General features: G+C 53.5%; 21 protein-coding genes. 9 read left to right on the top strand and 12 right to left on the bottom strand.

Annotated elements, in window-relative coordinates:
- The first annotated feature begins 80 nt into the window (after nucleotides 1-80).
- A complete protein-coding gene (locus ACFQPC_RS02770) occupies nucleotides 81-551 on the top strand; it encodes a YhbY family RNA-binding protein (RefSeq protein ID WP_012080092.1) in 471 nt (156 codons plus the stop codon).
- A gap of 11 nt (nucleotides 552-562) precedes the next feature.
- On the opposite strand, the gene ACFQPC_RS02765 is transcribed toward ACFQPC_RS02770, so the two are convergent.
- The 5 genes from ACFQPC_RS02765 to ACFQPC_RS02745 all read right to left on the bottom strand — a co-directional run bounded on the left by ACFQPC_RS02765 (nucleotide 563) and on the right by ACFQPC_RS02745 (nucleotide 6,669).
- Entirely contained in the window at nucleotides 563-1,027 is a 465-nt protein-coding gene (locus tag ACFQPC_RS02765) for a DUF4149 domain-containing protein (RefSeq protein WP_382270113.1), read from the bottom strand.
- Nucleotides 1,027-1,500 carry a transcription elongation factor GreA gene (gene greA, locus ACFQPC_RS02760; protein ID WP_012080094.1) on the bottom strand — a complete coding sequence of 158 codons (474 nt, stop codon included), beginning with the start codon at nucleotides 1,498-1,500 and terminating at the stop codon, nucleotides 1,027-1,029. Before greA ends, ACFQPC_RS02765 begins: the two co-directional genes overlap by 1 nt.
- Before the next feature lie 100 nt (nucleotides 1,501-1,600).
- Nucleotides 1,601-4,831, bottom strand: coding sequence for a carbamoyl-phosphate synthase large subunit (gene carB / locus ACFQPC_RS02755; RefSeq protein WP_382270112.1), 3,231 nt, complete (start codon nucleotides 4,829-4,831; stop codon nucleotides 1,601-1,603).
- Nucleotides 4,824-5,978, bottom strand: a complete 1,155-nt coding sequence (gene carA, locus ACFQPC_RS02750; protein ID WP_382270111.1) for a glutamine-hydrolyzing carbamoyl-phosphate synthase small subunit — start codon at nucleotides 5,976-5,978, stop codon at nucleotides 4,824-4,826. The genes carB and carA overlap by 8 nt, the downstream gene beginning before the upstream one ends.
- Nucleotides 5,979-6,261: 283 nt before the next feature.
- Nucleotides 6,262-6,669 carry a GlcG/HbpS family heme-binding protein gene (locus tag ACFQPC_RS02745; RefSeq protein ID WP_012080097.1) on the bottom strand — a complete coding sequence of 136 codons (408 nt, stop codon included), beginning with the start codon at nucleotides 6,667-6,669 and terminating at the stop codon, nucleotides 6,262-6,264.
- 193 nt (nucleotides 6,670-6,862) lie between these two features.
- Between ACFQPC_RS02745 and ACFQPC_RS02740 the strand changes: the two genes are divergently transcribed.
- On the top strand, nucleotides 6,863-7,213 hold the full coding sequence (locus tag ACFQPC_RS02740; protein ID WP_382270110.1) for a hypothetical protein: 351 nt from the start codon (nucleotides 6,863-6,865) through the stop codon (nucleotides 7,211-7,213).
- An 18-nt stretch (nucleotides 7,214-7,231) separates the two neighbouring features.
- Here ACFQPC_RS02740 and ACFQPC_RS02735 read toward each other — a convergent pair whose 3' ends face one another.
- Nucleotides 7,232-8,407: a response regulator gene (locus ACFQPC_RS02735; protein WP_382270109.1), complete on the bottom strand. Its 1,176-nt coding sequence runs from the start codon at nucleotides 8,405-8,407 to the stop codon at nucleotides 7,232-7,234.
- A gap of 111 nt (nucleotides 8,408-8,518) precedes the next feature.
- Here ACFQPC_RS02735 and ACFQPC_RS02730 point away from each other — a divergent pair, with 111 nt between their 5' ends.
- Entirely contained in the window at nucleotides 8,519-9,070 is a 552-nt protein-coding gene (locus ACFQPC_RS02730; RefSeq protein WP_382270108.1) for a C40 family peptidase, read from the top strand.
- Nucleotides 9,071-9,113: 43 nt separating this feature from the next.
- Here the strand turns inward: ACFQPC_RS02730 and ACFQPC_RS02725 are convergent, their stop codons facing one another.
- Entirely contained in the window at nucleotides 9,114-10,028 is a 915-nt protein-coding gene (locus ACFQPC_RS02725) for a patatin-like phospholipase family protein (RefSeq protein ID WP_382270107.1), read from the bottom strand.
- Nucleotides 10,029-10,186: 158 nt separating this feature from the next.
- Here ACFQPC_RS02725 and ACFQPC_RS02720 point away from each other — a divergent pair, with 158 nt between their 5' ends.
- Entirely contained in the window at nucleotides 10,187-11,224 is a 1,038-nt protein-coding gene (locus ACFQPC_RS02720) for a Fe(3+) ABC transporter substrate-binding protein (protein WP_382270106.1), read from the top strand.
- Between the two features lie 86 nt (nucleotides 11,225-11,310).
- Here ACFQPC_RS02720 and rfbD read toward each other — a convergent pair whose 3' ends face one another.
- The 4 genes from rfbD to rfbB form a co-directional block, all read right to left on the bottom strand.
- Nucleotides 11,311-12,207 (bottom strand): dTDP-4-dehydrorhamnose reductase, encoded by an 897-nt coding sequence (rfbD, locus tag ACFQPC_RS02715; RefSeq protein ID WP_382270105.1) that lies wholly within the window; start codon nucleotides 12,205-12,207, stop codon nucleotides 11,311-11,313.
- Nucleotides 12,204-12,749 (bottom strand): dTDP-4-dehydrorhamnose 3,5-epimerase, encoded by a 546-nt coding sequence (gene rfbC / locus ACFQPC_RS02710; RefSeq protein WP_382270104.1) that lies wholly within the window; start codon nucleotides 12,747-12,749, stop codon nucleotides 12,204-12,206. The genes rfbD and rfbC overlap by 4 nt, the downstream gene beginning before the upstream one ends.
- A gap of 2 nt (nucleotides 12,750-12,751) precedes the next feature.
- The gene (gene rfbA, locus ACFQPC_RS02705) at nucleotides 12,752-13,642 is read right to left on the bottom strand and encodes a glucose-1-phosphate thymidylyltransferase RfbA (RefSeq protein ID WP_382270103.1); all 891 of its coding nucleotides are present in this window, start codon (nucleotides 13,640-13,642) and stop codon (nucleotides 12,752-12,754) included.
- Between the two features lie 97 nt (nucleotides 13,643-13,739).
- Nucleotides 13,740-14,738, bottom strand: a complete 999-nt coding sequence (gene rfbB / locus ACFQPC_RS02700) for a dTDP-glucose 4,6-dehydratase (protein WP_382270102.1) — start codon at nucleotides 14,736-14,738, stop codon at nucleotides 13,740-13,742.
- Nucleotides 14,739-15,161: 423 nt separating this feature from the next.
- Between rfbB and rfaH the strand changes: the two genes are divergently transcribed.
- Nucleotides 15,162-15,659 (top strand): transcription/translation regulatory transformer protein RfaH, encoded by a 498-nt coding sequence (gene rfaH, locus ACFQPC_RS02695; RefSeq protein ID WP_382270101.1) that lies wholly within the window; start codon nucleotides 15,162-15,164, stop codon nucleotides 15,657-15,659.
- Here the strand turns inward: rfaH and ACFQPC_RS02690 are convergent.
- A complete protein-coding gene (locus ACFQPC_RS02690) occupies nucleotides 15,652-15,840 on the bottom strand; it encodes a hypothetical protein (RefSeq protein WP_382270100.1) in 189 nt (62 codons plus the stop codon). The genes rfaH and ACFQPC_RS02690 overlap by 8 nt on opposite strands.
- A 366-nt stretch (nucleotides 15,841-16,206) precedes the next feature.
- Here ACFQPC_RS02690 and ACFQPC_RS02685 point away from each other — a divergent pair, with 366 nt between their 5' ends.
- From ACFQPC_RS02685 to ACFQPC_RS02670, 4 genes are read left to right on the top strand one after another with little or no spacing between them, the layout of a single operon-like run.
- Nucleotides 16,207-17,502: a nucleotide sugar dehydrogenase gene (locus tag ACFQPC_RS02685; RefSeq protein WP_382270099.1), complete on the top strand. Its 1,296-nt coding sequence runs from the start codon at nucleotides 16,207-16,209 to the stop codon at nucleotides 17,500-17,502.
- Between the two features lie 10 nt (nucleotides 17,503-17,512).
- A complete protein-coding gene (locus ACFQPC_RS02680) occupies nucleotides 17,513-18,568 on the top strand; it encodes a Gfo/Idh/MocA family protein (protein WP_382270098.1) in 1,056 nt (351 codons plus the stop codon).
- 2 nt (nucleotides 18,569-18,570) lie between these two features.
- The gene (wbpD, locus tag ACFQPC_RS02675; protein WP_382270097.1) at nucleotides 18,571-19,152 is read left to right on the top strand and encodes a UDP-2-acetamido-3-amino-2,3-dideoxy-D-glucuronate N-acetyltransferase; all 582 of its coding nucleotides are present in this window, start codon (nucleotides 18,571-18,573) and stop codon (nucleotides 19,150-19,152) included.
- A 2-nt stretch (nucleotides 19,153-19,154) separates the two neighbouring features.
- Nucleotides 19,155-20,264: a DegT/DnrJ/EryC1/StrS family aminotransferase gene (locus tag ACFQPC_RS02670; RefSeq protein WP_382271855.1), complete on the top strand. Its 1,110-nt coding sequence runs from the start codon at nucleotides 19,155-19,157 to the stop codon at nucleotides 20,262-20,264.

The raw sequence follows: 20,264 nt of genomic DNA, 5'->3' as shown, positions 1-20,264 counted from the left end.
GTTTTAAATACTGTGGGACAAAGTTTGTCAGGTTCGCGCTGCGTACCGAAGCAATCCTGCCCCCGACACCATCACAATTTATGTTGAAACTTACACCGGCCGAGCGCAGCTCCTTACGCGCTGAAGCGCACGCTCTCAGCCCTGTCGTCATCATCGGGGAAGCCGGCTTGACGCCGGGCGTACTCAAGGAAATCGACGGCAGCCTCAATTCCCATGGTTTGATCAAAGTCCGTGTATTCGGCGATGACCGCGAAGCACGCGTCACGATCTACGACACCATCTGCGAAAAACTCGACGCCGCACCTATCCAGCACATCGGCAAATTGCTGGTGGTTTATCGCCCGAAAAAAGAAGCTGTTAAAGCACCGAGCGAAACCCGTGGCCGCGGCATGCGCGAAGTCACCATCGTCAAACCTAGTCCAAGCGGCACCAAGCGTCCGTCAGTGACTAAAGTAATGGTCAAGGGAAATGAGCGCGTCACCCAGGGTGGCTCGATCAAGCGCGCGAAACCACGTCAGACCAGCCCGAAAAAATCGTCACTCGGACGATAATCTCCCCCTACTCAACGCAGCTTGAGTATCAGTGCAGCGCCTAACAGGCTCTGCACTATATAAAACCCGGTTGAAACAGCATGCAGGATGCCGAATTGCTTACGCACGTCGGCCATTGCCGCGACATTGGTATCCGCCACGCTATGCAATACCAGGCGTAATTCCGCCATCTGCGGCTGCAATGCAAAGTAACCGATCAAGGTACATGCGACCATGCCTGCGATCAGGTAATAATTTACTTTTGCCGGTTTAGCCTGCGCACTACGCCCAGCCTGGAACAACAAGGCCAGCAAGGCCGCCGCGCAAAACAATGAGAGCCACGCGACGGTATTGAACAGGCTACCGGCAATCGTACCTGCCAGCGCGCGATCACTCAGGGTCGAGAACAAGGTTGGTGCAACTACAAAGCCCACCGCCCACAGGGTTCCGACCCAGAAGGTTGCTATCAGCAATCGTACGCGTGACAGGAACATCATCAGATGTATCGTACTTGCAGGATTTCGTATTCACGCAAGCCGGCAGGCGCTTCCACGCCGACCACATCACCTGCGTACTTGCCTATCATCGCGCGTGCGATTGGCGAAGTAATCGATACTTTCTTTTCTTTCAGATCTGCTTCGTCGATACCGACGATTTGGTAAGTTACTTTCTCGCCAGACTCCAGATCTTCCAGATCAACGGTAGCAGCAAAGACCACACGGCCTTCTGCTTCCAGTGTGGTCGGATCGATCACTTGCGAAGTGCCCAGCTTGCCTTCGATGTCGGCAATACGACCTTCGATAAAACTTTGCTTTTCTTTCGCCGCATCGTAGTCGGCATTCTCCGACAGGTCACCTTGTGCACGTGCTTCAGCAATAGCATTAATGACCCATGGACGTTCTTTTGTTTTCAGACGGTGCAGTTCCTCTTTCAGGACGTTTGCGCCATAGGGGGTAATTGGTGTGCTCATAGCTTCTATCTTCAAAAGTGGAAAACCACAGAGGCCGCAAATGGCACCGGAACCCGGCACCCCCTGTGACCTCTGTGGTTAGATTTTTAACGCTGTGGGCTTAGTGTAAGGTTTTATGCAAGCCTTGTAAATCATAGACGTGTAACTCGTCCAGATGGGCCATGCCTTCCACTGCCGCCTCTGCCCCGGCTATCGTTGTGTAAGTCGTCACACGTGCGGCCAGCGCGGATGTACGAATCGTACGGGAATCCACGATGGCGCTGCGCTTCTCTTCCACGGTATTGATAACAAGTGCAATTTCATTGTTTTTGATCATATCGACAACGTGCGGCCGGCCTTCTGCCACTTTGTTGACAGATTGCACTTCGATCCCGGCTGCGCTGATTGCCGCTGCCGTACCCTTGGTCGCCACTACCGAGAACCCGATCTCGACCAGGTCTTTTGCAACTTGTACCGCACGCGGCTTGTCGCTGGCCTTGACGCTGAGGAATACCTTGCCCGAGCGTGGCAGCTTGATGCTGGCACCGAGTTGCGATTTGACAAAGGCTTCACCGAAGGTTTTACCTACGCCCATCACTTCACCGGTCGACTTCATCTCTGGGCCGAGAATGGTGTCAACACCTGGGAACTTAACGAATGGGAAGACCGCTTCCTTGACGCTGAAGTATTCCGGCACGACTTCATTGAAGATGCCCTGACTGTCCAGCGACTGACCAACCATGCAGCGGGCGGCAATCTTGGCCAGTTGCAAGCCGGTTGCCTTGGAAACATATGGCACCGTACGCGAAGCGCGTGGATTGACTTCCAGCACAAAAACGACGTCCTGCAGCTTGCCGTCGATTTCCTGTTGCTGAATCGCAAACTGCACGTTCATCAGGCCAACTACGTTCAAGCCCTTCGCCATCAGCGAAGTCTGGCGTTTCAACTCATCGATGGTTTCCTGCGACAGCGAATATGGTGGCAGCGAGCAAGCGGAGTCACCGGAGTGCACGCCGGCTTGTTCGATATGCTCCATCACGCCGCCGATAAAGGTGCGCTGGCCATCGGACAGGCAATCCACATCGACTTCAATCGCATCGTTCAGGAAGCGATCCAGCAAGACCGGCGAATCATGCGAAACCTTGACCGCTTCACGCATATAGCGTTCGAGGTCACGTTGTTCGTGCACGATTTCCATCGCACGACCACCGAGTACATACGATGGACGTACGACCAGCGGATAACCGATTTCCTGCGCCAGGCGCAATGCATCTTCTTCGGTACGCGCGGTGCGGTTAGGCGGTTGACGCAATTTCAGGTCGTGCAACATTTTTTGGAAACGTTCGCGATCTTCCGCTGCATCGATCATGTCCGGCGAAGTACCGACGATAGGCACACCATTGGCTTCGAGGTCGAGTGCAAGTTTCAACGGCGTCTGGCCGCCGTACTGCACGATCACGCCGTATGGTTTTTCCAGTGCGACGATTTCCAGCACGTCTTCCAGCGTCAACGGCTCGAAGTACAGGCGATCGGAGGTGTCGTAGTCGGTTGAAACGGTTTCCGGATTACAGTTGACCATGATGGTTTCGTAACCGTCTTCACGCATCGCCAGAGCAGCATGGACGCAGCAGTAATCGAATTCGATACCCTGGCCGATACGGTTAGGACCGCCACCGAGCACCATGATTTTTTTCTTGTTGGTCGGTTGCGATTCGCACTCTTCTTCGTACGTCGAATACATGTAGGCGGTGTTGGTAGCAAATTCACCGGCGCAGGTATCGACACGTTTGTAGACAGGACGGATATTCATCGCATGGCGTTGCTCGCGCACTGCCTTGTCGCTTGTTTTCAACAACTTCGCCAGGCGACGATCAGCAAAACCTTTTTGCTTCAGCTTGAACAACGTGTCTTTGTCAATCGCGCTCAGGGCTTGTGTTTCCAGCCACAGTTCGATATCGACGATTTCCTTGATTTGCGCGAGGAACCACGGATCGATGTGCGTCAATGAATGCACTTCTTCCAACGAGAAACCCTGGGCGAATGCATCGCCGACGTACCAGATACGTTCCGGACCCGGCTCGCCGAGTTCTTCTTCGATGGTTTCGCGGTCGGTGGTTTTTTCATTCATGCCATCGACGCCGACTTCCAGGCCGCGCAAGGCTTTCTGGAAGGATTCCTGGAAGGTACGGCCTATCGCCATCACTTCACCGACCGATTTCATTTGCGTGGTCAGGTGGCTGTCTGCTTGCGGGAATTTCTCGAAAGCGAAACGCGGGATCTTGGTCACAACGTAATCGATGGACGGTTCGAACGAAGCCGGGGTTGCACCACCGGTGATTTCATTGCGCAATTCATCCAGCGTGAAGCCGACCGCCAGCTTGGCCGCGATCTTGGCGATCGGGAAACCGGTGGCTTTCGATGCCAGCGCGGAGGAACGCGATACGCGTGGGTTCATCTCGATGACGATCATGCGGCCATCAGCCGGATTGATCGAGAATTGCACGTTGGAACCGCCGGTATCGACGCCGATTTCACGCAGTACCGCGATCGATGCATTACGCATGATCTGGTATTCCTTGTCGGTCAGCGTTTGCGCCGGTGCTACCGTGATCGAGTCACCGGTATGCACGCCCATAGGGTCCAGGTTTTCAATCGAGCAAACGATGATGCAGTTGTCGGCCTTGTCGCGCACGACTTCCATCTCGAATTCTTTCCAGCCGATCAGCGATTCTTCGATCAGCAATTCGCTGGTCGGCGATGCTTCCAGGCCGCGTTTGCAGATGGCTTCGAATTCTTCGGCGTTGTAGGCGATACCGCCACCGCTGCCACCCATCGTGAACGATGGACGAATGATGACCGGGAAGCCGAGTTCCTTCTGTACCGCCCACGACTCTTCCAGTGTGTGTGACACACCCGAACGCGCCGAGCCGAGACCGATCTTGGTCATTGCATCTTTAAACTTCGAGCGGTCTTCCGCCTTGTCGATGGCTTCCGGCGAAGCGCCGATCAGTTCGCACTTGTATTTGGTCAATACGCCGTTATGGTGCAAGTCCAGCGCGCAATTCAGCGCAGTCTGGCCACCCATGGTCGGCAGGATCGCATCCGGACGTTCTTTATCGATGATGCGTTCGACGGCTTGCCAGGTAATCGGCTCGATGTAAGTCACATCGGCCATTTCCGGATCAGTCATGATGGTCGCAGGATTACTGTTGACCAGGATGACGCGATAACCTTCTTCGCGCAGTGCTTTACAGGCTTGCGCACCGGAATAATCGAATTCGCAGGCCTGACCGATAACGATAGGGCCGGCTCCGATAATCAGGATGCTTTTAATGTCGCTGCGTTTAGGCATTTTTATTCTTCTCCATCATCGCCACGAAGCGATCAAACAAGGGGGCGATGTCATGCGGGCCAGGCGATGCTTCCGGGTGGCCCTGGAAGCAAAATGCCGGCTTGTCGGTACGTTCAAAACCTTGCAACGAGCCGTCAAACAGCGAGACGTGCGTCACGCGGCAGTTTGCCGGCAAGGTTGCTGCATCCACTGCGAAACCATGGTTTTGCGATGTGATCAGCACTTTTTTGCTGTCCAGATCCTGCACCGGATGGTTGGCGCCGTGATGGCCGAATTTCATCTTGAGTGTTTTGGCGCCGGAAGCCAGCGCCATGATTTGGTGACCCAGGCAAATACCGAAAGTCGGGATGCCTCGGTCGATTAATTCCTTGGATGCGGCAATCGCGTAGTCGCAAGGTTCCGGATCGCCGGGACCATTCGACAGGAAGATGCCGTCAGGATTCAGCGCCAGCGCTTCGGCAGCGGAAGCCTGTGCAGGCAGGACGGTGACCTTGCAGCCACGCTGCGCGAGCATGCGCAGGATGTTGAATTTGACACCGTAATCAAAGGCCACGACGTGGTATTGCGGCGCAGCCTGCTGGCCGTAACCCTCGCCCAGCTTCCATTCGGTTTCAGTCCATGGGTAGGATTGCTTGGTCGATACGACTTTCGCCAGGTCCAGCCCGGCCAGGCCGCCGAAAGACTTCGCCAATTCCAGTGCTTTCTCAGCCGTGGCGTCCTCACCTGCCAGGATCGCGCCGCTTTGTGCGCCTTTTTCGCGCAGGATGCGGGTCAGCTTGCGCGTATCGATACCGGCGATACCGACCACATTCTCGGATTTCAGGTAGTCGGACAGTGTTTGCTCGGAGCGGAAATTGGAGATCAGGATCGGCAAATCCTTGATGATCAGGCCGGCCGCATGGATCTTGGTCGATTCGACATCTTCGGCATTGATGCCGGTATTGCCGATATGAGGATATGTCAGCGTGACAATTTGATTGCTATAACTTGGGTCGGTGAGGATTTCCTGGTAACCGGTCATCGAGGTGTTGAATACAACTTCACCGATCGTATGACCCGGTGCACCTATCGAAAAACCTTTGAAAATCGACCCGTCCGCTAGCGCTAGGATGGCCGGAACTGTAGGGCCAGAAAAGAATGGCGGCAAGGGGTAACTCCTGATGTATGTTACCGCCGCTGCGCTGCGCCAGAATGACCGTCGAAACCCGCGCGCAACTTTGCGCGCTGCTTGCTGGAGGCTTGCTCGAACAAGGCGTCGTACAGGTCTTATTTAGACGATGGGAAATGGGTATGCGCTACGGCGGAATAAAATTAGCTAAACCGCCGAATTATAGCGCAAAGCACCCTTAACTGGCAACCGAATCCGGTGAGATCCTGCGCGTCAAGGGTGTTTTAATAGATGTCAGACTGTTAAATTGACGCAAGTCAACTTAACCGCCGATGGCGATGATGCCGGCCTTGGCAATTTGTACGTCTTCTGTCGATTTCACGCCGGACACGCCAACCGCACCCAGGCATTGACCATTGATGACGATAGGTACACCACCCTCCAGCATGCCTTCCAGGGTCGGCGCCGTGATAAACGAGAAACGACCATTGTTGATGATGTCTTCATAGACTTTGGACTCGCGACGACCGAGCGCAGCGGTTTTTGCCTTGGCTGGAGCAATATGCGAGGAAATCGGCGCAGCACCATCCAGACGCTGCAACCACAGCAAATGACCGCCATCATCAACGATAGCGATCGTGACGCACCATTTGTGCAGATTGGCTTCGGTTTCCGCTGCTGCAGCGATTTTTTTCACGTCTTCCAGCGTCAGTACTTGTTTTGTTTGCATGGTGCCTCCTGTCAAAGAAGAATGAATTGTACGACATCACAGTCCTGCTGAACCATGGCCGCACCCGTTTACATTGGTTAACTACTTTATTTTTGTCGACGACGTACTATTGTTCAAGCTCCGGACGATATAGCGATACTAAAATCCTCCAAGAGCCAGTACCAGCTACATTATTTGAGTTCCGGGAGGAGCCATGTTCTTCGCACGCTTTATCAAAAAAACCGCGGTAGCAGCACCCTCTGCGGAAGCACCAAAAAAGAAAGCCGCCGTATCGGCAGAAGCATCCCTTGCCAACTCCACTTTGTATCAATTCAAACGCAACGTGCTTGATCTGGTCGCGCGCATGAACCAGGGCGTCCCCCATGTCGATTGTGAAGTAATCAAACGGCAGACCATGTTTATCCAGACCCAACTATTGCATAGCTTGTCGAACGACCCTTTCCTGCCCGAGCATCTGAAGATCATGCTCATGGAGTATCACGCCAAAAGCATACGAGCGACGCTTTGTGAAAGGCGCGGTGAGCATTTGCGGCGCGTAGTTTAGCCAGCCGGGCAATCGCGGCTAAACTTTGTGCCGGGATACCAGCAGGTCCAGCAATGGTTTCAGCTCGGCCGATAACTTATTAATATGCAGCAACACCTGGTCTTGCCTGCCTTCCTTGATCCAGCGCAGCAAAGTCGCCAAATCTATCGACAGGTCGGCCGCCTTGTCCTGTACGTCGTTTAAAACCTGGACTGCAGCTATGCCCGGCAAACTCCCGCCCTGCTTCAACAAATCCTCTTCTTCCGCGCCGATAACACCTGTAATCGCGTTTTGCAAACCCAGCAAAGCACGTTCCCGCGCCATTTGACGCATCACATCCAGCATCTCTGCACTCGCAGCGGCCCCACACTCGGTAATGGAAACCACGCCACAACTGGCGATCATCGCCAGTTGCCCATCCTTGACCAGGTTGGCATTGGCAATCGCGCGGCACACGCGTTCGGCAAAATTACGGGCGGAATCAAAATGGATGCTACCCGTTGCGATGGTGAATTCATTGTCACCGGTACGCGCCACGCAATCGGTCTGGCGCACCGTGCGATGCAGCAGCTGTCCGATCGCATTAATCACGCTGGGCGGTGGCGAAGCCGGGTAGGCATCCAGTTCCGGATGCTTGAGCCCGATACAGGCATTCAGGATGACAAAATTGCGGTTCTGGCGCACCGCGCTGCTACGCATATCTTCAGCACGTAACGCCCATTCCTGCGGCGATGGTAACTCGACGTGGTCGCCGGTATCACTGCTATTGACCAGGGCTTCCAGCCCGCGCTCGAATTCGTTTTGCGTACTGACCAGCTTGGACAGGATATCCAGCCGCGACAGCAATTGCCCGGTACCTATACCCTTGGTAATCAGGTCGGTCGCACCTGCCGCCTTGGCCCGATCCCGCTCGGCTTGCTCATCACTACCCGACACCACCACCACCGGCATATTCCGGATACGGCTGATTTTTGAGGCACGGATACGCTTGAGCAAGCCGTAACCGTCCAGCTTGGGCATGGTCAGGTCAGAAATCACGACGCGGATGCTGGGATCTATCAATAAGGCTTCCCAGGCCTGCTCGCCATCCAGCGCTTCACGAAATTCAAACATGCCCTCGATGTGCTTGATCAAGGTCGCACGCACGATACGCGAGTCGTCGGCAATCAAAATACGGGGTTTTAGGGAGATGGCGGCGGGTGAATCGGTCAACATGCAAATCTAGCCTTTTAAAGTTACCAACAGCATAACGCCGGCGAATAAATTTTGACAGCACTTCCAGATTGACTTACATTTCGTCAGTTCCATTGAAGGAAATCGCATCCGATGACATTTTTGCAACCGACCTTACGCACTGGCCAACTGGCGCGCTCAGCCGTATTAGCGCTCAGCCTGCTGGCGAGCTCCGCGTGGAGTGCAGAAGCACCGCCACCAGAGCAAAATGCGCAGATCAGCAAGTTGCAAAGCATCTCCAACCATGCCTCGGAACTGGCCATGCAAGCCATGGGCATGTTGGGCATCCATTACAAATACGGCGGCTCCACTCCTGAAAGCGGTCTCGACTGCAGCGGCCTGGTACGTCATATATTCAAAGAAACCTGGGGCTTGATCCTGCCCCGCACCTCGGTGGAAATCAGCCATGTCGGCAAGCATGTCGATAAAGACGATTTACAGCCGGGCGACCTGGTTTTTTACAATACGCTGCGCAAGGGTTTTTCCCACGTCGGCATTTACCTCGGTGATCGCAAATTCATCCACTCACCTTCTGCCGGTGGCCAGGTACGTATTGAAAGCATGGACATCTCTTATTGGAAAAAGCGCTTTAACGGCGGCAGACGCATCAGTGAACCGGAACAGGATTTCCCTCCGGTAAAATAAAAAACGCACCCGAGGGTGCGTTTTTTATTAGTTGTTTCGCTTGCTACTGCTCGCGTTTGGCGGCGAGCTTGTTCTTCAACTCCGGCATCAATGCCATCGCCGCCTGTTCCCCTGCCAACACGGCCCGGTTACGACCATTGAAGTCATTACCCTTCATATCGCCCAGGCTCGGACGAATCACAATATCCGCATCCTTCAACTCGAAGCGATTCAGGCTTTGCCCCATGATCGCAAACGTCTGCAGCAATACATCCAGCGAACTGGAGGCCAGCTGTACCTCAGGCTGTACCGAGATATTCACCGCGATAATGAAATCAGCCCCCATTTCCTTCGCGAAATGCACCGGCACCGGCGCGACCAAACCACCATCGACATACATGCGCTCGCCTATTTTCACCGGCTGGAACAGGCCCGGCACGGCAGACGACGCCCGCACCGCCAAACCGGTATTGCCACGTTGAAACAAAACCGGTAGACCGCTATTCAAATCCGTCGCCACCGCGGCGAACGGGATCTTCATCTTCTCTATGGGTACATTCCGGACTGCCTTGTTAACATAGTTTTGCAGCGCATCTCCTTTCAATACGCCACTGGACTTGGCAAAAAATGGTACGGACCAGTCTGAAATCGCGGCCTCATCCATCGCCAGTGCCATTTGCTGCAAAGCGAAACCATTATTGCCAGCGGCATAGAGCGCACCGACTACGCTACCGGCGCTGGTTCCGACCACCATATCCGGCACGATGCCTTGCGACTCCAGCGCCTTGATCACACCGATATGGGCAAAGCCGCGCGCCGCGCCACCACCGAGGACCAACGCAATCTTGACCGGAGCGGCAGCCTTCGGTGCTACCACGACCGGAGTTACCGGCTCGGATTTGCTTGGCAGGAATGAACATGCGGCTTGCAACAATAACAAAGCCGCCAGACACAACTTAAGGGAACAGGTTTTCAACATCTCGGATCATTTTTTGCAAAGAACGAAGATTACCCGTTTTCCGGCCTTCAAGTTGTTACGCAAAGTAAGCATGGATTAATTGAGAATCGTTTCCATCTTAACGAAATCCTAATATACTGCCTGCAGCAGAAATCTCCATTGATAAACAAAGGAAACACATGAGACAAGTAAGTACCCTACTCGCCGCAATTTCCCTGATGGCTACCGTTACGGTCGCGCAAGCACAAGAAAAAGTGCTTAACCTGTACTCGGCGCGACATTATCAGACGGATGAATTGCTTTACTCGAATTTCACCAAACAAACCGGCATCAAGATCAATCGCATAGAAGCCGATGACAATGCGCTGTTTGAACGCCTGAAAAACGAAGGCAAGAACAGCCCGGCCGACGTCATCGTCATGGTCGATGCCGCACGCATCTGGCGCGCAGAAATTGAAGGTTTCTTCCAACCGGTCAAATCCGCTGTGCTGAACACACGCATCCCTGCCAACCTGCGCGGCAAGGATGACGGCCAGGGCCCTGAATGGTTTGGCTTCTCGACCCGCGCACGTGTCATCGTCTACAACAAGGCAAGCGTCAATCCAGCCGATGTTGCTACTTACGAATCGCTGGCCGATCCGAAAAACAAGGGCAAGGTCTGCACCCGCTCCGGCTCACATCCTTACAACCTGTCCCTCATCGGTTCGATGATAGAACGCGACGGCGAGAAGGCGACTGAACAATGGGCCAAAGGCATGGTCGCAAACTTTGCGCGTCCGCCACGCGGTGGCGATACCGATCAGATCAAGGGCGTTGCTTCGGGTGAATGTGGTGTCGCGATTGCGAACTCTTATTACTACGTGCGCATGCTGCGCTCGACCAAACCGGAAGATGTTGCTGCGATGAAGAATGTCGGCTTTGTCTGGCCGAACGCCAAAACCAGTGGCACCCATTTCAATATTGCTGGTGGCGGCGTGGCGAAAAATGCCCCACATCGTGAAGCCGCAGTGAAGTTCCTTGAGTACCTGGCCAGCGACGAAGCACAAGCCTATTTTGCCGACGGCAATAATGAATGGCCGGCAGTCAAAAAGGTGCGCGTGAAAAACGAAGCACTGGAATCATTGGGCGCATACAAGATGGAGAATGTCTCCATTGCAGCGATTGGTAAAAATCAAATCGCCGCACAAAAAATCCTGGATCGCGTCGGCTACAAATAAGCTCAAGTTATAAAACAAAGCTGCCGGAACATCGCAACTCAATGCGATCTTCCGGCAGCTTTTTTATTACATCCGCTTATCCGCTCCTACATCCCGTCCTGGCATAGCTTCAATGCCTCATCCCACCCAGGCAAACCACAAAATGTCTGCATAAAACGCTCACAGGACAAGCTTGAATTGGCCGGACGCCGGGCCGGCAATGGATAGTCTTGCGTTGAAATTGCGGTAAGCCGCGGCTTTTTAGGCACCGATGGATGCGACAGGATAGCTTGTGTCAAACCATGCCAACTGGTGCGCCCCTGCGCGCTCAGGTGGTACAGGCCGCCACGGCTCAACCAGACATCCTGATCCAGTTCGGCATCCTTTTGCGTGCCCGAATACCGTTGCATTTGTATCAGTGCATGCGCTGTCGCTTCCGCTATCGTGCGGCACCAGGTTGGCGCGCCAAACTGATCTGCCACTATGCGCAACTCGTCGCGTTCTTGTGCCAGGCGACGCACCGTCAACAGGAAATTCTTGCCGCGCGCGCCATAGACCCAGCTGGTGCGCAAAATCAGGTGCGGGATACCAGCCGCCTGTATCGCCTGTTCTCCTGCCAGTTTGCTACGGCCGTATACACTTTGCGGATCCGGCACATCGTCTTCCGTATAGCTGCCGGCCTGATCACCGTCGAACACATAATCAGTCGAATAATGGATCATGCCGGCGCCCAGTTTCTTCGCTTCCTGCGCCATGACTTCCGGCGCTTGCGCATTGATACACATCGCCAGTTCCACCTCACCCTCTGCCAAATCCACTGCGGTATAAGCGGCAGGATTGACGATCAACTGTGGTTTTACTTCGCGTATGACACTGCGTACCTGATCCAGGTCGGACAAATCCATTTGTGCACGATCCAGCGCGACTACCTGCCCCAAACCCTGCAGCGTGCGCTCCAGCTCGTAACCGACTTGGCCGTTGCGCCCTGTCAGCAGGATCTTCAAGCAAACACCTCGGCATCCGCCAGGCGTATGCCCTGTTGATCCTTGGCAGACAAAATTGGTGCGCCGATTACAGGCCAGTCGATACCTATCGCAGGATCATCCCACGCGATGCAGCGTTCATGCTCAGGTGCCCAGTAATCTGTGGTCTTGTACAGGAATTCCGCGGTATCGCTGGTGACGACAAAGCCGTGCGCGAAGCCCTCAGGTATCCACATCTGGCGTTGGTTTTCGGCGGAAAGGACGGCACCTGTCCACTGGCCGAAGGTGGGGGAGCTTTTGCGCATGTCTACTGCGACGTCAAAGACTTCACCAGATACCACTCGCACCAGTTTGCCCTGCGGCTGCTGTATCTGGTAATGCAAACCGCGCAGTACACCGCGCAATGACTTGGAATGGTTGTCTTGAACAAATTTGACTGTTTTACCTGTGACTTCGGCAAAACGTCTTTCGTTAAAACTTTCGAAAAAAAATCCCCTGTCATCGCCCAAGACATTCGGTTCAAGCAATAAGACATCCGGGATTTCTGTTTGAATTAGCTTCATATTCACAAGACTTTATCGTCAAGGATGCGCAACAAATATTTGCCATAAGCGGTTTGTTTCAAGGGCTCGGCCAATTTTTCCATTTGGCCCGCATCTATATAACCTTTGCGGAAGGCAATTTCCTCCGGACATGCGATTTTCAATCCCTGCCGATGTTCAATCGTGGCAATGAATTGCCCGGCTTCCAGCAAGGATTCATGTGTCCCGGTATCCAGCCAGGCCATGCCGCGGCCCATCAGTTCGACGTTCAGTTCACCTCGCGCCAGATAGGCACGATTTACATCTGTAATTTCGAGTTCGCCACGTCCTGATGGCTGTATCGATGCAGCAATATCGCATACCTGATTGTCGTAGAAATACAGGCCGGTCACCGCATAGTTTGATTTTGGCAGCAAGGGTTTTTCTTCGATGCTGACCGCTTGATGCTTGTCATCAAACTCGACCACACCATAACGCTCCGGATCCTGTACGTGATAAGCAAATACCGTTGCGCCATGGATGCGCGCAGATGCCTGCATGAGTTGCTGGTCAAAGGCATGGCCGTAGTAAAGGTTATCACCCAAAATCAAGGCTGAAGGATCATTCCCGATGAAATGACGACCGATGATGAAAGCCTGCGCCAGTCCGTCAGGCGAAGGCTGCACCGCGTACGACAAATTAATACCCCATTGGCTGCCATCCTTTAACAGCTGCTGGAAGCGTGGTGTGTCCTGTGGAGTGGAAATCAGCAGGATGTCACGGATACCGGCCAGCATCAGGGTCGTCAGCGGGTAATAAATCATCGGCTTATCGTAGACCGGCAACAGCTGTTTTGATATCGCCACGGTCGCCGGGTACAAGCGTGCACCGGAACCTCCGGCGAGGATAATCCCTTTGCGGCTGGTTTGATCCATGGATAAGACCATCAAGGCACCATCACAAATCTGACCGTAGTCCTATGCAATTCAGGCGCAAGCACTCTGTCCTGGCCCGGGCACATGTCCTTGGTCTTCATGTCTGGGTATCCAGATACCACTGCACCGTTTTCCTGATGCCAGTGTCAAAGGCCTCGACCGGCCGCCAGCCAAGTTCACGTTCAATCTTGCCGGTATCAATTGCGTAACGACGATCATGTCCCGGGCGGTCTGCCACGTGCACTATTTGCTGCCGATAACTTTTGCCGGGAGCGAGTGGTTTTAATTCATCCAATATGTCGCATAAGGTGACAACCACATCGAGATTGGTTTTTTGGTTTTGCGCGCCAATGTTATATGTTTCGCCAGGCACGCCGTCTGCCAAAACCAGGCGCAGTGCTGCGCAATGATCACCGACGTAGAGCCAATCGCGTATTTGCCGGCCGTCACCGTAAATCGGCAAATCCTTGCCCGCCAGTGCATACGCAATCATTAGTGGAATTAATTTTTCCGGAAAATGATTCGGACCGTAGTTGTTGGAACAGTTGGTAGTCAGTGTCGGCAAGCCGTAGGTATGGAAATAGGCACGTACCAGATGATCCGATGCTGCCTTGGAGGCGGAATAAGGACTGTTGGGCGCATAGGCGGTCGTTTCGGAAAATGGCGCATCACCCGCCTCAAGCGAACCATACGCCTCGTCGGTAGATACATGCAGGAAACGGAATTGCTGCTGGTCGCCGGCTTCCAAGCCCGACCAATAAGCGCGCGCAGCCTCCAACAGGCTGAATGTGCCGTTGATATTCGTGCGTATGAATTCCGCCGGTCCCTGGATGGAACGATCGACATGGCTTTCAGCAGCGAAATGCACGATGGCGGTCGGTTTGTATGTATCCAGCAAAGCCCGCATCTTTTCATGGTCGCAAATATCGGCGAGCACGAATGTGTGGCGGGTATCGTCTTTGAGTGTAGCCAGGTTGCCGAGATTGCCGGCATAGGTCAGCTTATCGACGTTTAAAACTGCGACATTGCCTTGTGCCAACCAATCCAGCACGAAATTGGAGCCTATAAAGCCCGCGCCGCCTGTTACAAGAATCATGATCGCTGCTTACCAGATACTTGAAACATAGCTGCTTTGTGAACCGCTTGCTTGTGCAAGCAGATTGAAGGAATGGCGGGAGGCAAAAATATTAACATTAAATCAACACTGGAATTTGTAAAATCTGTCCGGAGTGAAATGAGTTTCCACTCTCGTTCTATATATTAGTGCCGTTGCATAAGGGGACATATTATCGGTCGGTCATGCGCCGTTGTCATACGTCATTTTGAATCGACAAATTAAAACTTGCATATTTATACATTTATTTTGCAAGCCCTCATTGTAATATTCACCAATTAAAGCATCGTTCTGATTTCCGGACGACGTATAGTATCCACATAAGATGGTGTTCCCGCCTATAAAAAATTTATAATACGGCTACATTCCAAGAATTAAAACATAGAGCGAGAGGTAGGGATAAAGATGGACTGGTATCTTATCCATACAAAACCAAGACAAGAAAACCGTGCCTTGCAAAACCTTGAACAGCAAGGTTATCAGTGCTATTTGCCGACATTGCGAGCCGAAAGGTTGCGACAAGGCATGCTGGAAGTTACTGATGAGGCATTATTTCCCCGTTACCTGTTTATTCGGCTTGGCCAAGGCGATTCGGCCAAGAGCTGGGCGCCGATTCGCTCCACGATCGGTGTCAGCCGCCTGGTAAGCTTTGGCAAGGAGCCGGCCAAAGTCGCAGAAAACCTGATTTATTTGCTGCAAGCGCAAGAGACTATCCAGCAAGTCGAACCAAAACGCCTATATACAGCAGGCGAACGGGTACGCCTGACGGAGGGTGCTTTTGCAGGACTCGAGGGCGTTTACCAGATGGCGGATGGCGAGCATCGCGCCATGGTACTGATTGAATTGCTAAGTAAATCAGTGACGCTGCGCGCCTCTACCACAAGCTTGCGAAAAGTCAATTAAGCCCTTCTTGCCGTTTTACAAAAGGGTTTTCAAAGTTTTTCCGCTGTGTCAAAATTAGCCCGGCTCCCATGGCCTGCATTTTGAGAGTGCTGTTTGCCATGCTGCCTGCGCTTGCCGATCGTAAAACGGCACGGCGGTAGCGTGTTTGATCTGCTACAAAAATAATTAAAGAATCAATCAAAATTCTCCCCCTACCGAAGCAAAATCCTTACGCCGCCCTCATTGCGAGGCTGGCGCATTGCACCCGCGTCTTTTGCCATGTTGACAGTGGTATCATCTCTGGTTTTCGCAATTTTGTTCACCCTGCAACAGTTCAATGCGCACTCAATAAAGACATTCACGACCCGAATGCTTTAATCCGTGCCCTCATTGAAATGACTGCCAAACACCTGAACGTCTGTTTTTCTGAATGCCTGAGAGCAAACCTGTCCCGCATGGCTTCCGTGCGGCGCTCTGATTCGATCAGCGAAATTGATGCAGTGGACAAAGTAGCGGCATACGGTAGTTTGGGTCTAACCAATCATTGACTTTACAGCTGGGAATAACTGTGACCTTAAGGGATAAAAAAATAGCCATTATTGGCTTAGGATACGTCGGCCTGCCACTGGCAGTGGAGTTCGGCAAAACCAGACCGGTTTTGGGATTCGATATCAATGAGGCCCGGATCCTCGAATTGCGTTCCGGCAAGGACAGCACACTCGAAGTCACTCCTGACGAACTCATTACGGCCAAGCAACTTACCTACAGCAATAAATTGGAGGCACTTGGCGAGTGTGACATTTTTATCGTTACCGTCCCTACCCCAATTGACAAGGCCAATCGCCCTGACCTGACGCCGCTGATCAAAGCAAGCGAAACCGTAGGTAAAGCGATGAAAGCCGGCGCACTGGTGATTTACGAATCGACGGTTTATCCAGGCTGTACGGAAGAAGTATGCGTACCGGTACTGGAACAGACTTCGGGACTCAAATTCAATCGTGATTTCTTCTGCGGCTATAGCCCGGAACGCATCAACCCGGGCGACAAGGTCAATACCCTGACCAAAATCCGCAAGATCACCAGCGGTTCGACACCGGAAATAGCCAAGGAAGTCGACGCCCTCTATTCAAGCATTATCACCGCAGGAACATTCCCGGCTACCAGCCTCAAAGTCGCGGAAGCAGCCAAGGTAATCGAGAACACACAGCGCGACCTCAACATCGCATTGGTCAACGAACTCTCCGTCATCTTCGAACGCCTGGACATAGACACTATCGAAGTGCTGGAAGCTGCCGGCAGCAAATGGAATTTCCTGCCATTCCGTCCCGGCATGGTCGGCGGCCACTGTATCGGCGTTGATCCGTATTACCTCACGCACAAGGCTGAGGAAGTCGGTTACCACCCGCAAGTCATTCTTGCCGGACGTCGCATCAACGACAACATGGCTCGCTACGCAGCGCGCAGCACTATCCGGCTCATGCTGAAAAACGGCATCGACGTCGCACGCAGCACCGTCGGCGTCCAGGGAATTACCTTCAAGGAAAACTGCCCCGACATCCGCAACAGCAAAATTGCCGATCTCGTACAAGAGCTCCAAAGCTGGGGTGTCAATGTGGTCGTGAGCGATCCGTGGGCCGATGCCGAAGAAGTATTCCACGAATACGGCATTCGCCTTGGCACCATCGACGCCGAACATCCGGTCGATTCCTTGATTGTTGCAGTGGGCCACAATGAATTCCGACGCGAAAACGTCACTGAATTGCGCAGCCTCTGTCGTGGTGACAAACCGGTACTCGGCGATCTCAAAGCATTATTTGACCGACATGCCAGCGCAGCAGCCGGCTTCACAGTTTTCAGGTTCTAAGGAGAGCACGATGAGAAATTACCCTACCATCACCGATCGCAAGATCCGCATGGCACTCGTCGGCTGCGGCCGCATCGCGGCCAATCATTTCAATGCGATGAAACAGCATGCAGCGAACATTGAAATCGTCGATGTATGCGATGTCAACAGCGATGCACTCAAGAACGCGGTAGAACTGACCGGTGCCAAAGGCCATCCCAGCCTCACCGAAATGCTGAAAACGACTACGGCTGACGTCGTCATCCTGACCACTCCAAGTGGCTTGCACCCGGATCAAGCGGTCGAGATCGCAAAATCGGGACGTCATGTCATGACTGAAAAACCGATGGCGACACGTTGGGAAGACGGCTTGCGCATGGTCAAGGCTTGCGACGATGCAGGCGTGCGCCTCTTCGTTGTAAAGCAGAACCGCCGCAATTCCACACTGCAACTCCTTAAACGCGCGGTTGAACAAAAGCGTTTTGGCCGCATACACATGGTCAACATCAACGTCTTCTGGACTCGCCCACAGGAATACTATGACGCCGCAAAATGGCGTGGTACCTGGGAGTTCGACGGCGGCGCTTTCATGAATCAGGCCAGCCATTATGTTGATTTGCTGGATTGGCTGATCGGCCCGGTAGAAAAAATCCAGGCGATGATGAGCACGACCCGCGACATCGAAGTTGAAGATACCGGCGTCCTGAACGTCAAATGGCGTAATGGCGCCCTGGGATCCATGAGCGTGACCATGCTCACCTATCCGCAAAATCTGGAAGGCAGCATTACCATCCTCGGCGAAAAAGGCACTGTGCGTGTTGGCGGCGTTGCTGTAAACGATATTCAACTGTGGCAGTTCGCAGATGTACAAGACTACGATGCCCAGATTAAAGATGCCAACTACCAGACCACATCGGTGTACGGCTTTGGCCACCCGCTCTACTACAACAATGTAATTGAAGTATTACGTGGCAAGGCTGAGCCGGAAACCGATGGACGCGAAGGCCTCAAATCGCTGGAACTGCTGATCGGTGCCTACCTCGCAGCGCGTGACGGCAAGACAGTGTCCCTGCCACTGGAGTATTAAGCATGGCGGTGACCATTCATCCAAGCGCCATTGTCGATGAGGGAGCACAAATCGGCGATGGCAGCCGCGTATGGCATTTTGTCCACGTCTGTGGCGGCGCCCGAATTGGTAAAGGCGTGTCGCTCGGACAAAATGTTTTCGTCGGCAACAAGACCGTAATCGGTGACTCCTGCAAAATCCAGAACAATGTCAGCGTGTATGACAATGTGACCCTCGAAGAAGGTGTTTTTTGCGGGCCCAGCATGGTGTTTACCAATGTATACAACCCGCGTTCCCTGATCGAACGCAAAAGCGAGTATCGCGACACCCTGGTCAAGCGAGGTGCAACCCTGGGCGCAAACAGCACCATCGTTTGCGGCGTCACGATCGGTGAGTTCGGCTTTGTTGGCGCGGGCGCCGTCGTCAACAAGAATGTACCGGCCTACGCTTTGATGGTTGGTGTACCCGCCCGGCAAATCGGCTGGATGAGTGAATATGGCGACCAGATCGCGCTGCCACTTGAGGGCGAAGGTAGCTACACCTGCCCACATGATGGTTCTGTCTACACCCTGAACGGTAAAACACTAGAGAAAGTAAAAGGATGACGATTCCTTTCATAGACCTGAAAACGCAATATCGCGCCCTGCAGCCCGAAATCCAGCGTCGCATCAACCAAGTGCTTGAGCACGGACAGTACATCATGGGTCCCGAAGTCAAGGAACTCGAAGAACGCCTGGCTGCATATACCGGTGCGAAATACTGCATCACCGTATCCAGCGGAACCGAAGCATTGCTGATCAGCATGATGGCGCTGGGCATAGGCCCGGGAGACGAAGTCATTACGACACCGTTCACTTTTGCCGCCACTGCTGAAATGATCGCCATCATTGGTGCCACACCGGTCTTTGTCGACATCGAAGCAGATACCTGCCTGATCGACCCGGGCAAGATCGAGGCGGCCATTACACCAAAGACCCGCGCGATCATGCCGGTCAGCCTGTACGGCCAGGTGTGCGACATGGATGCCATCAATGCGATTGCAGCCAAACATGGTTTGACAGTCATTGAAGATGCAGCACAAAGCTTTGGCGCCACCTATACCGGCAAGCAAGGCAAAGGCAAAAGCTGCAACCTGTCCACGATCGGCTGCACCAGCTTCTTCCCGAGCAAGCCACTCGGCTGCTATGGCGATGGCGGTGCCATCTTCACCAGCGACGAGAACCTGGCGCAAGCGATGCGGGAAATCCGGGTACACGGACAGTCGGCACGTTATCGCCATACCCGTATCGGTGTCGGTGGTCGCATGGACACGCTGCAATGTGCAATCGTGCTCGCCAAACTGGATCGCTTCGATTGGGAAATCGAACAGCGCCTTGCGCTGGGTGCATCCTATCGCCAGCACCTCACACAAGCCGGGATTCCCATCGAGTTGCTCGGCGTTCGCCCTGATCGTGATTGCATATGGGCGCAATACACCATCATGGTCGATCAAAGGGAAACAGTGCGAGCAACTCTCGAAGCGGCCGGCATTCCTACCGCCATACACTATCCGCTGCCGCTTAACCGCCAGCCCGCCTACGAAAACATCAGCCGCTCGATGGATACGCCCAATAGCGAACAGGCGGCAAAACGTGTCATGAGTTTGCCGATGAGCCCAGACTTGCAGGAAACTGATATTGCATTGATCGTAAATACCTTGAAGGGTGCTTTGCAGTGA

Source organism: Herminiimonas glaciei (assembly GCF_042664955.1).
In the GTDB taxonomy this organism is placed as follows: Bacteria; Pseudomonadota; Gammaproteobacteria; order Burkholderiales; family Burkholderiaceae_D; genus Oxalicibacterium; species Oxalicibacterium glaciei.
This window is presented reverse-complemented; position numbering and strand designations above follow the sequence as displayed.

Excerpts from the sequence above, each read along its gene's own strand:
- ACFQPC_RS02765 (WP_382270113.1), bottom strand. The coding sequence starts at position 1,027 with ATGATGTTCCTGTCACGCGTACGATTGCTGATAGCAACCTTCTGGGTC.
- carB (WP_382270112.1), bottom strand. The coding sequence starts at position 4,831 with ATGCCTAAACGCAGCGACATTAAAAGCATCCTGATTATCGGAGCCGGC.
- rfbC (WP_382270104.1), bottom strand. The coding sequence starts at position 12,749 with ATGAAGCTAATTCAAACAGAAATCCCGGATGTCTTATTGCTTGAACCG.
- rfaH (WP_382270101.1), top strand. The coding sequence starts at position 15,162 with ATGGACTGGTATCTTATCCATACAAAACCAAGACAAGAAAACCGTGCC.
- ACFQPC_RS02680 (WP_382270098.1), top strand. The coding sequence starts at position 17,513 with ATGAGAAATTACCCTACCATCACCGATCGCAAGATCCGCATGGCACTC.
- ACFQPC_RS02725 (WP_382270107.1), bottom strand. The coding sequence starts at position 10,028 with ATGTTGAAAACCTGTTCCCTTAAGTTGTGTCTGGCGGCTTTGTTATTG.
- ACFQPC_RS02720 (WP_382270106.1), top strand. The coding sequence starts at position 10,187 with ATGAGACAAGTAAGTACCCTACTCGCCGCAATTTCCCTGATGGCTACC.
- greA (WP_012080094.1), bottom strand. The coding sequence starts at position 1,500 with ATGAGCACACCAATTACCCCCTATGGCGCAAACGTCCTGAAAGAGGAA.
- ACFQPC_RS02730 (WP_382270108.1), top strand. The coding sequence starts at position 8,519 with ATGACATTTTTGCAACCGACCTTACGCACTGGCCAACTGGCGCGCTCA.
- rfbA (WP_382270103.1), bottom strand. The coding sequence starts at position 13,642 with ATGGATCAAACCAGCCGCAAAGGGATTATCCTCGCCGGAGGTTCCGGT.
- rfbB (WP_382270102.1), bottom strand. The coding sequence starts at position 14,738 with ATGATTCTTGTAACAGGCGGCGCGGGCTTTATAGGCTCCAATTTCGTG.
- ACFQPC_RS02740 (WP_382270110.1), top strand. The coding sequence starts at position 6,863 with ATGTTCTTCGCACGCTTTATCAAAAAAACCGCGGTAGCAGCACCCTCT.
- ACFQPC_RS02735 (WP_382270109.1), bottom strand. The coding sequence starts at position 8,407 with ATGTTGACCGATTCACCCGCCGCCATCTCCCTAAAACCCCGTATTTTG.
- ACFQPC_RS02770 (WP_012080092.1), top strand. The coding sequence starts at position 81 with ATGTTGAAACTTACACCGGCCGAGCGCAGCTCCTTACGCGCTGAAGCG.
- wbpD (WP_382270097.1), top strand. The coding sequence starts at position 18,571 with ATGGCGGTGACCATTCATCCAAGCGCCATTGTCGATGAGGGAGCACAA.
- ACFQPC_RS02745 (WP_012080097.1), bottom strand. The coding sequence starts at position 6,669 with ATGCAAACAAAACAAGTACTGACGCTGGAAGACGTGAAAAAAATCGCT.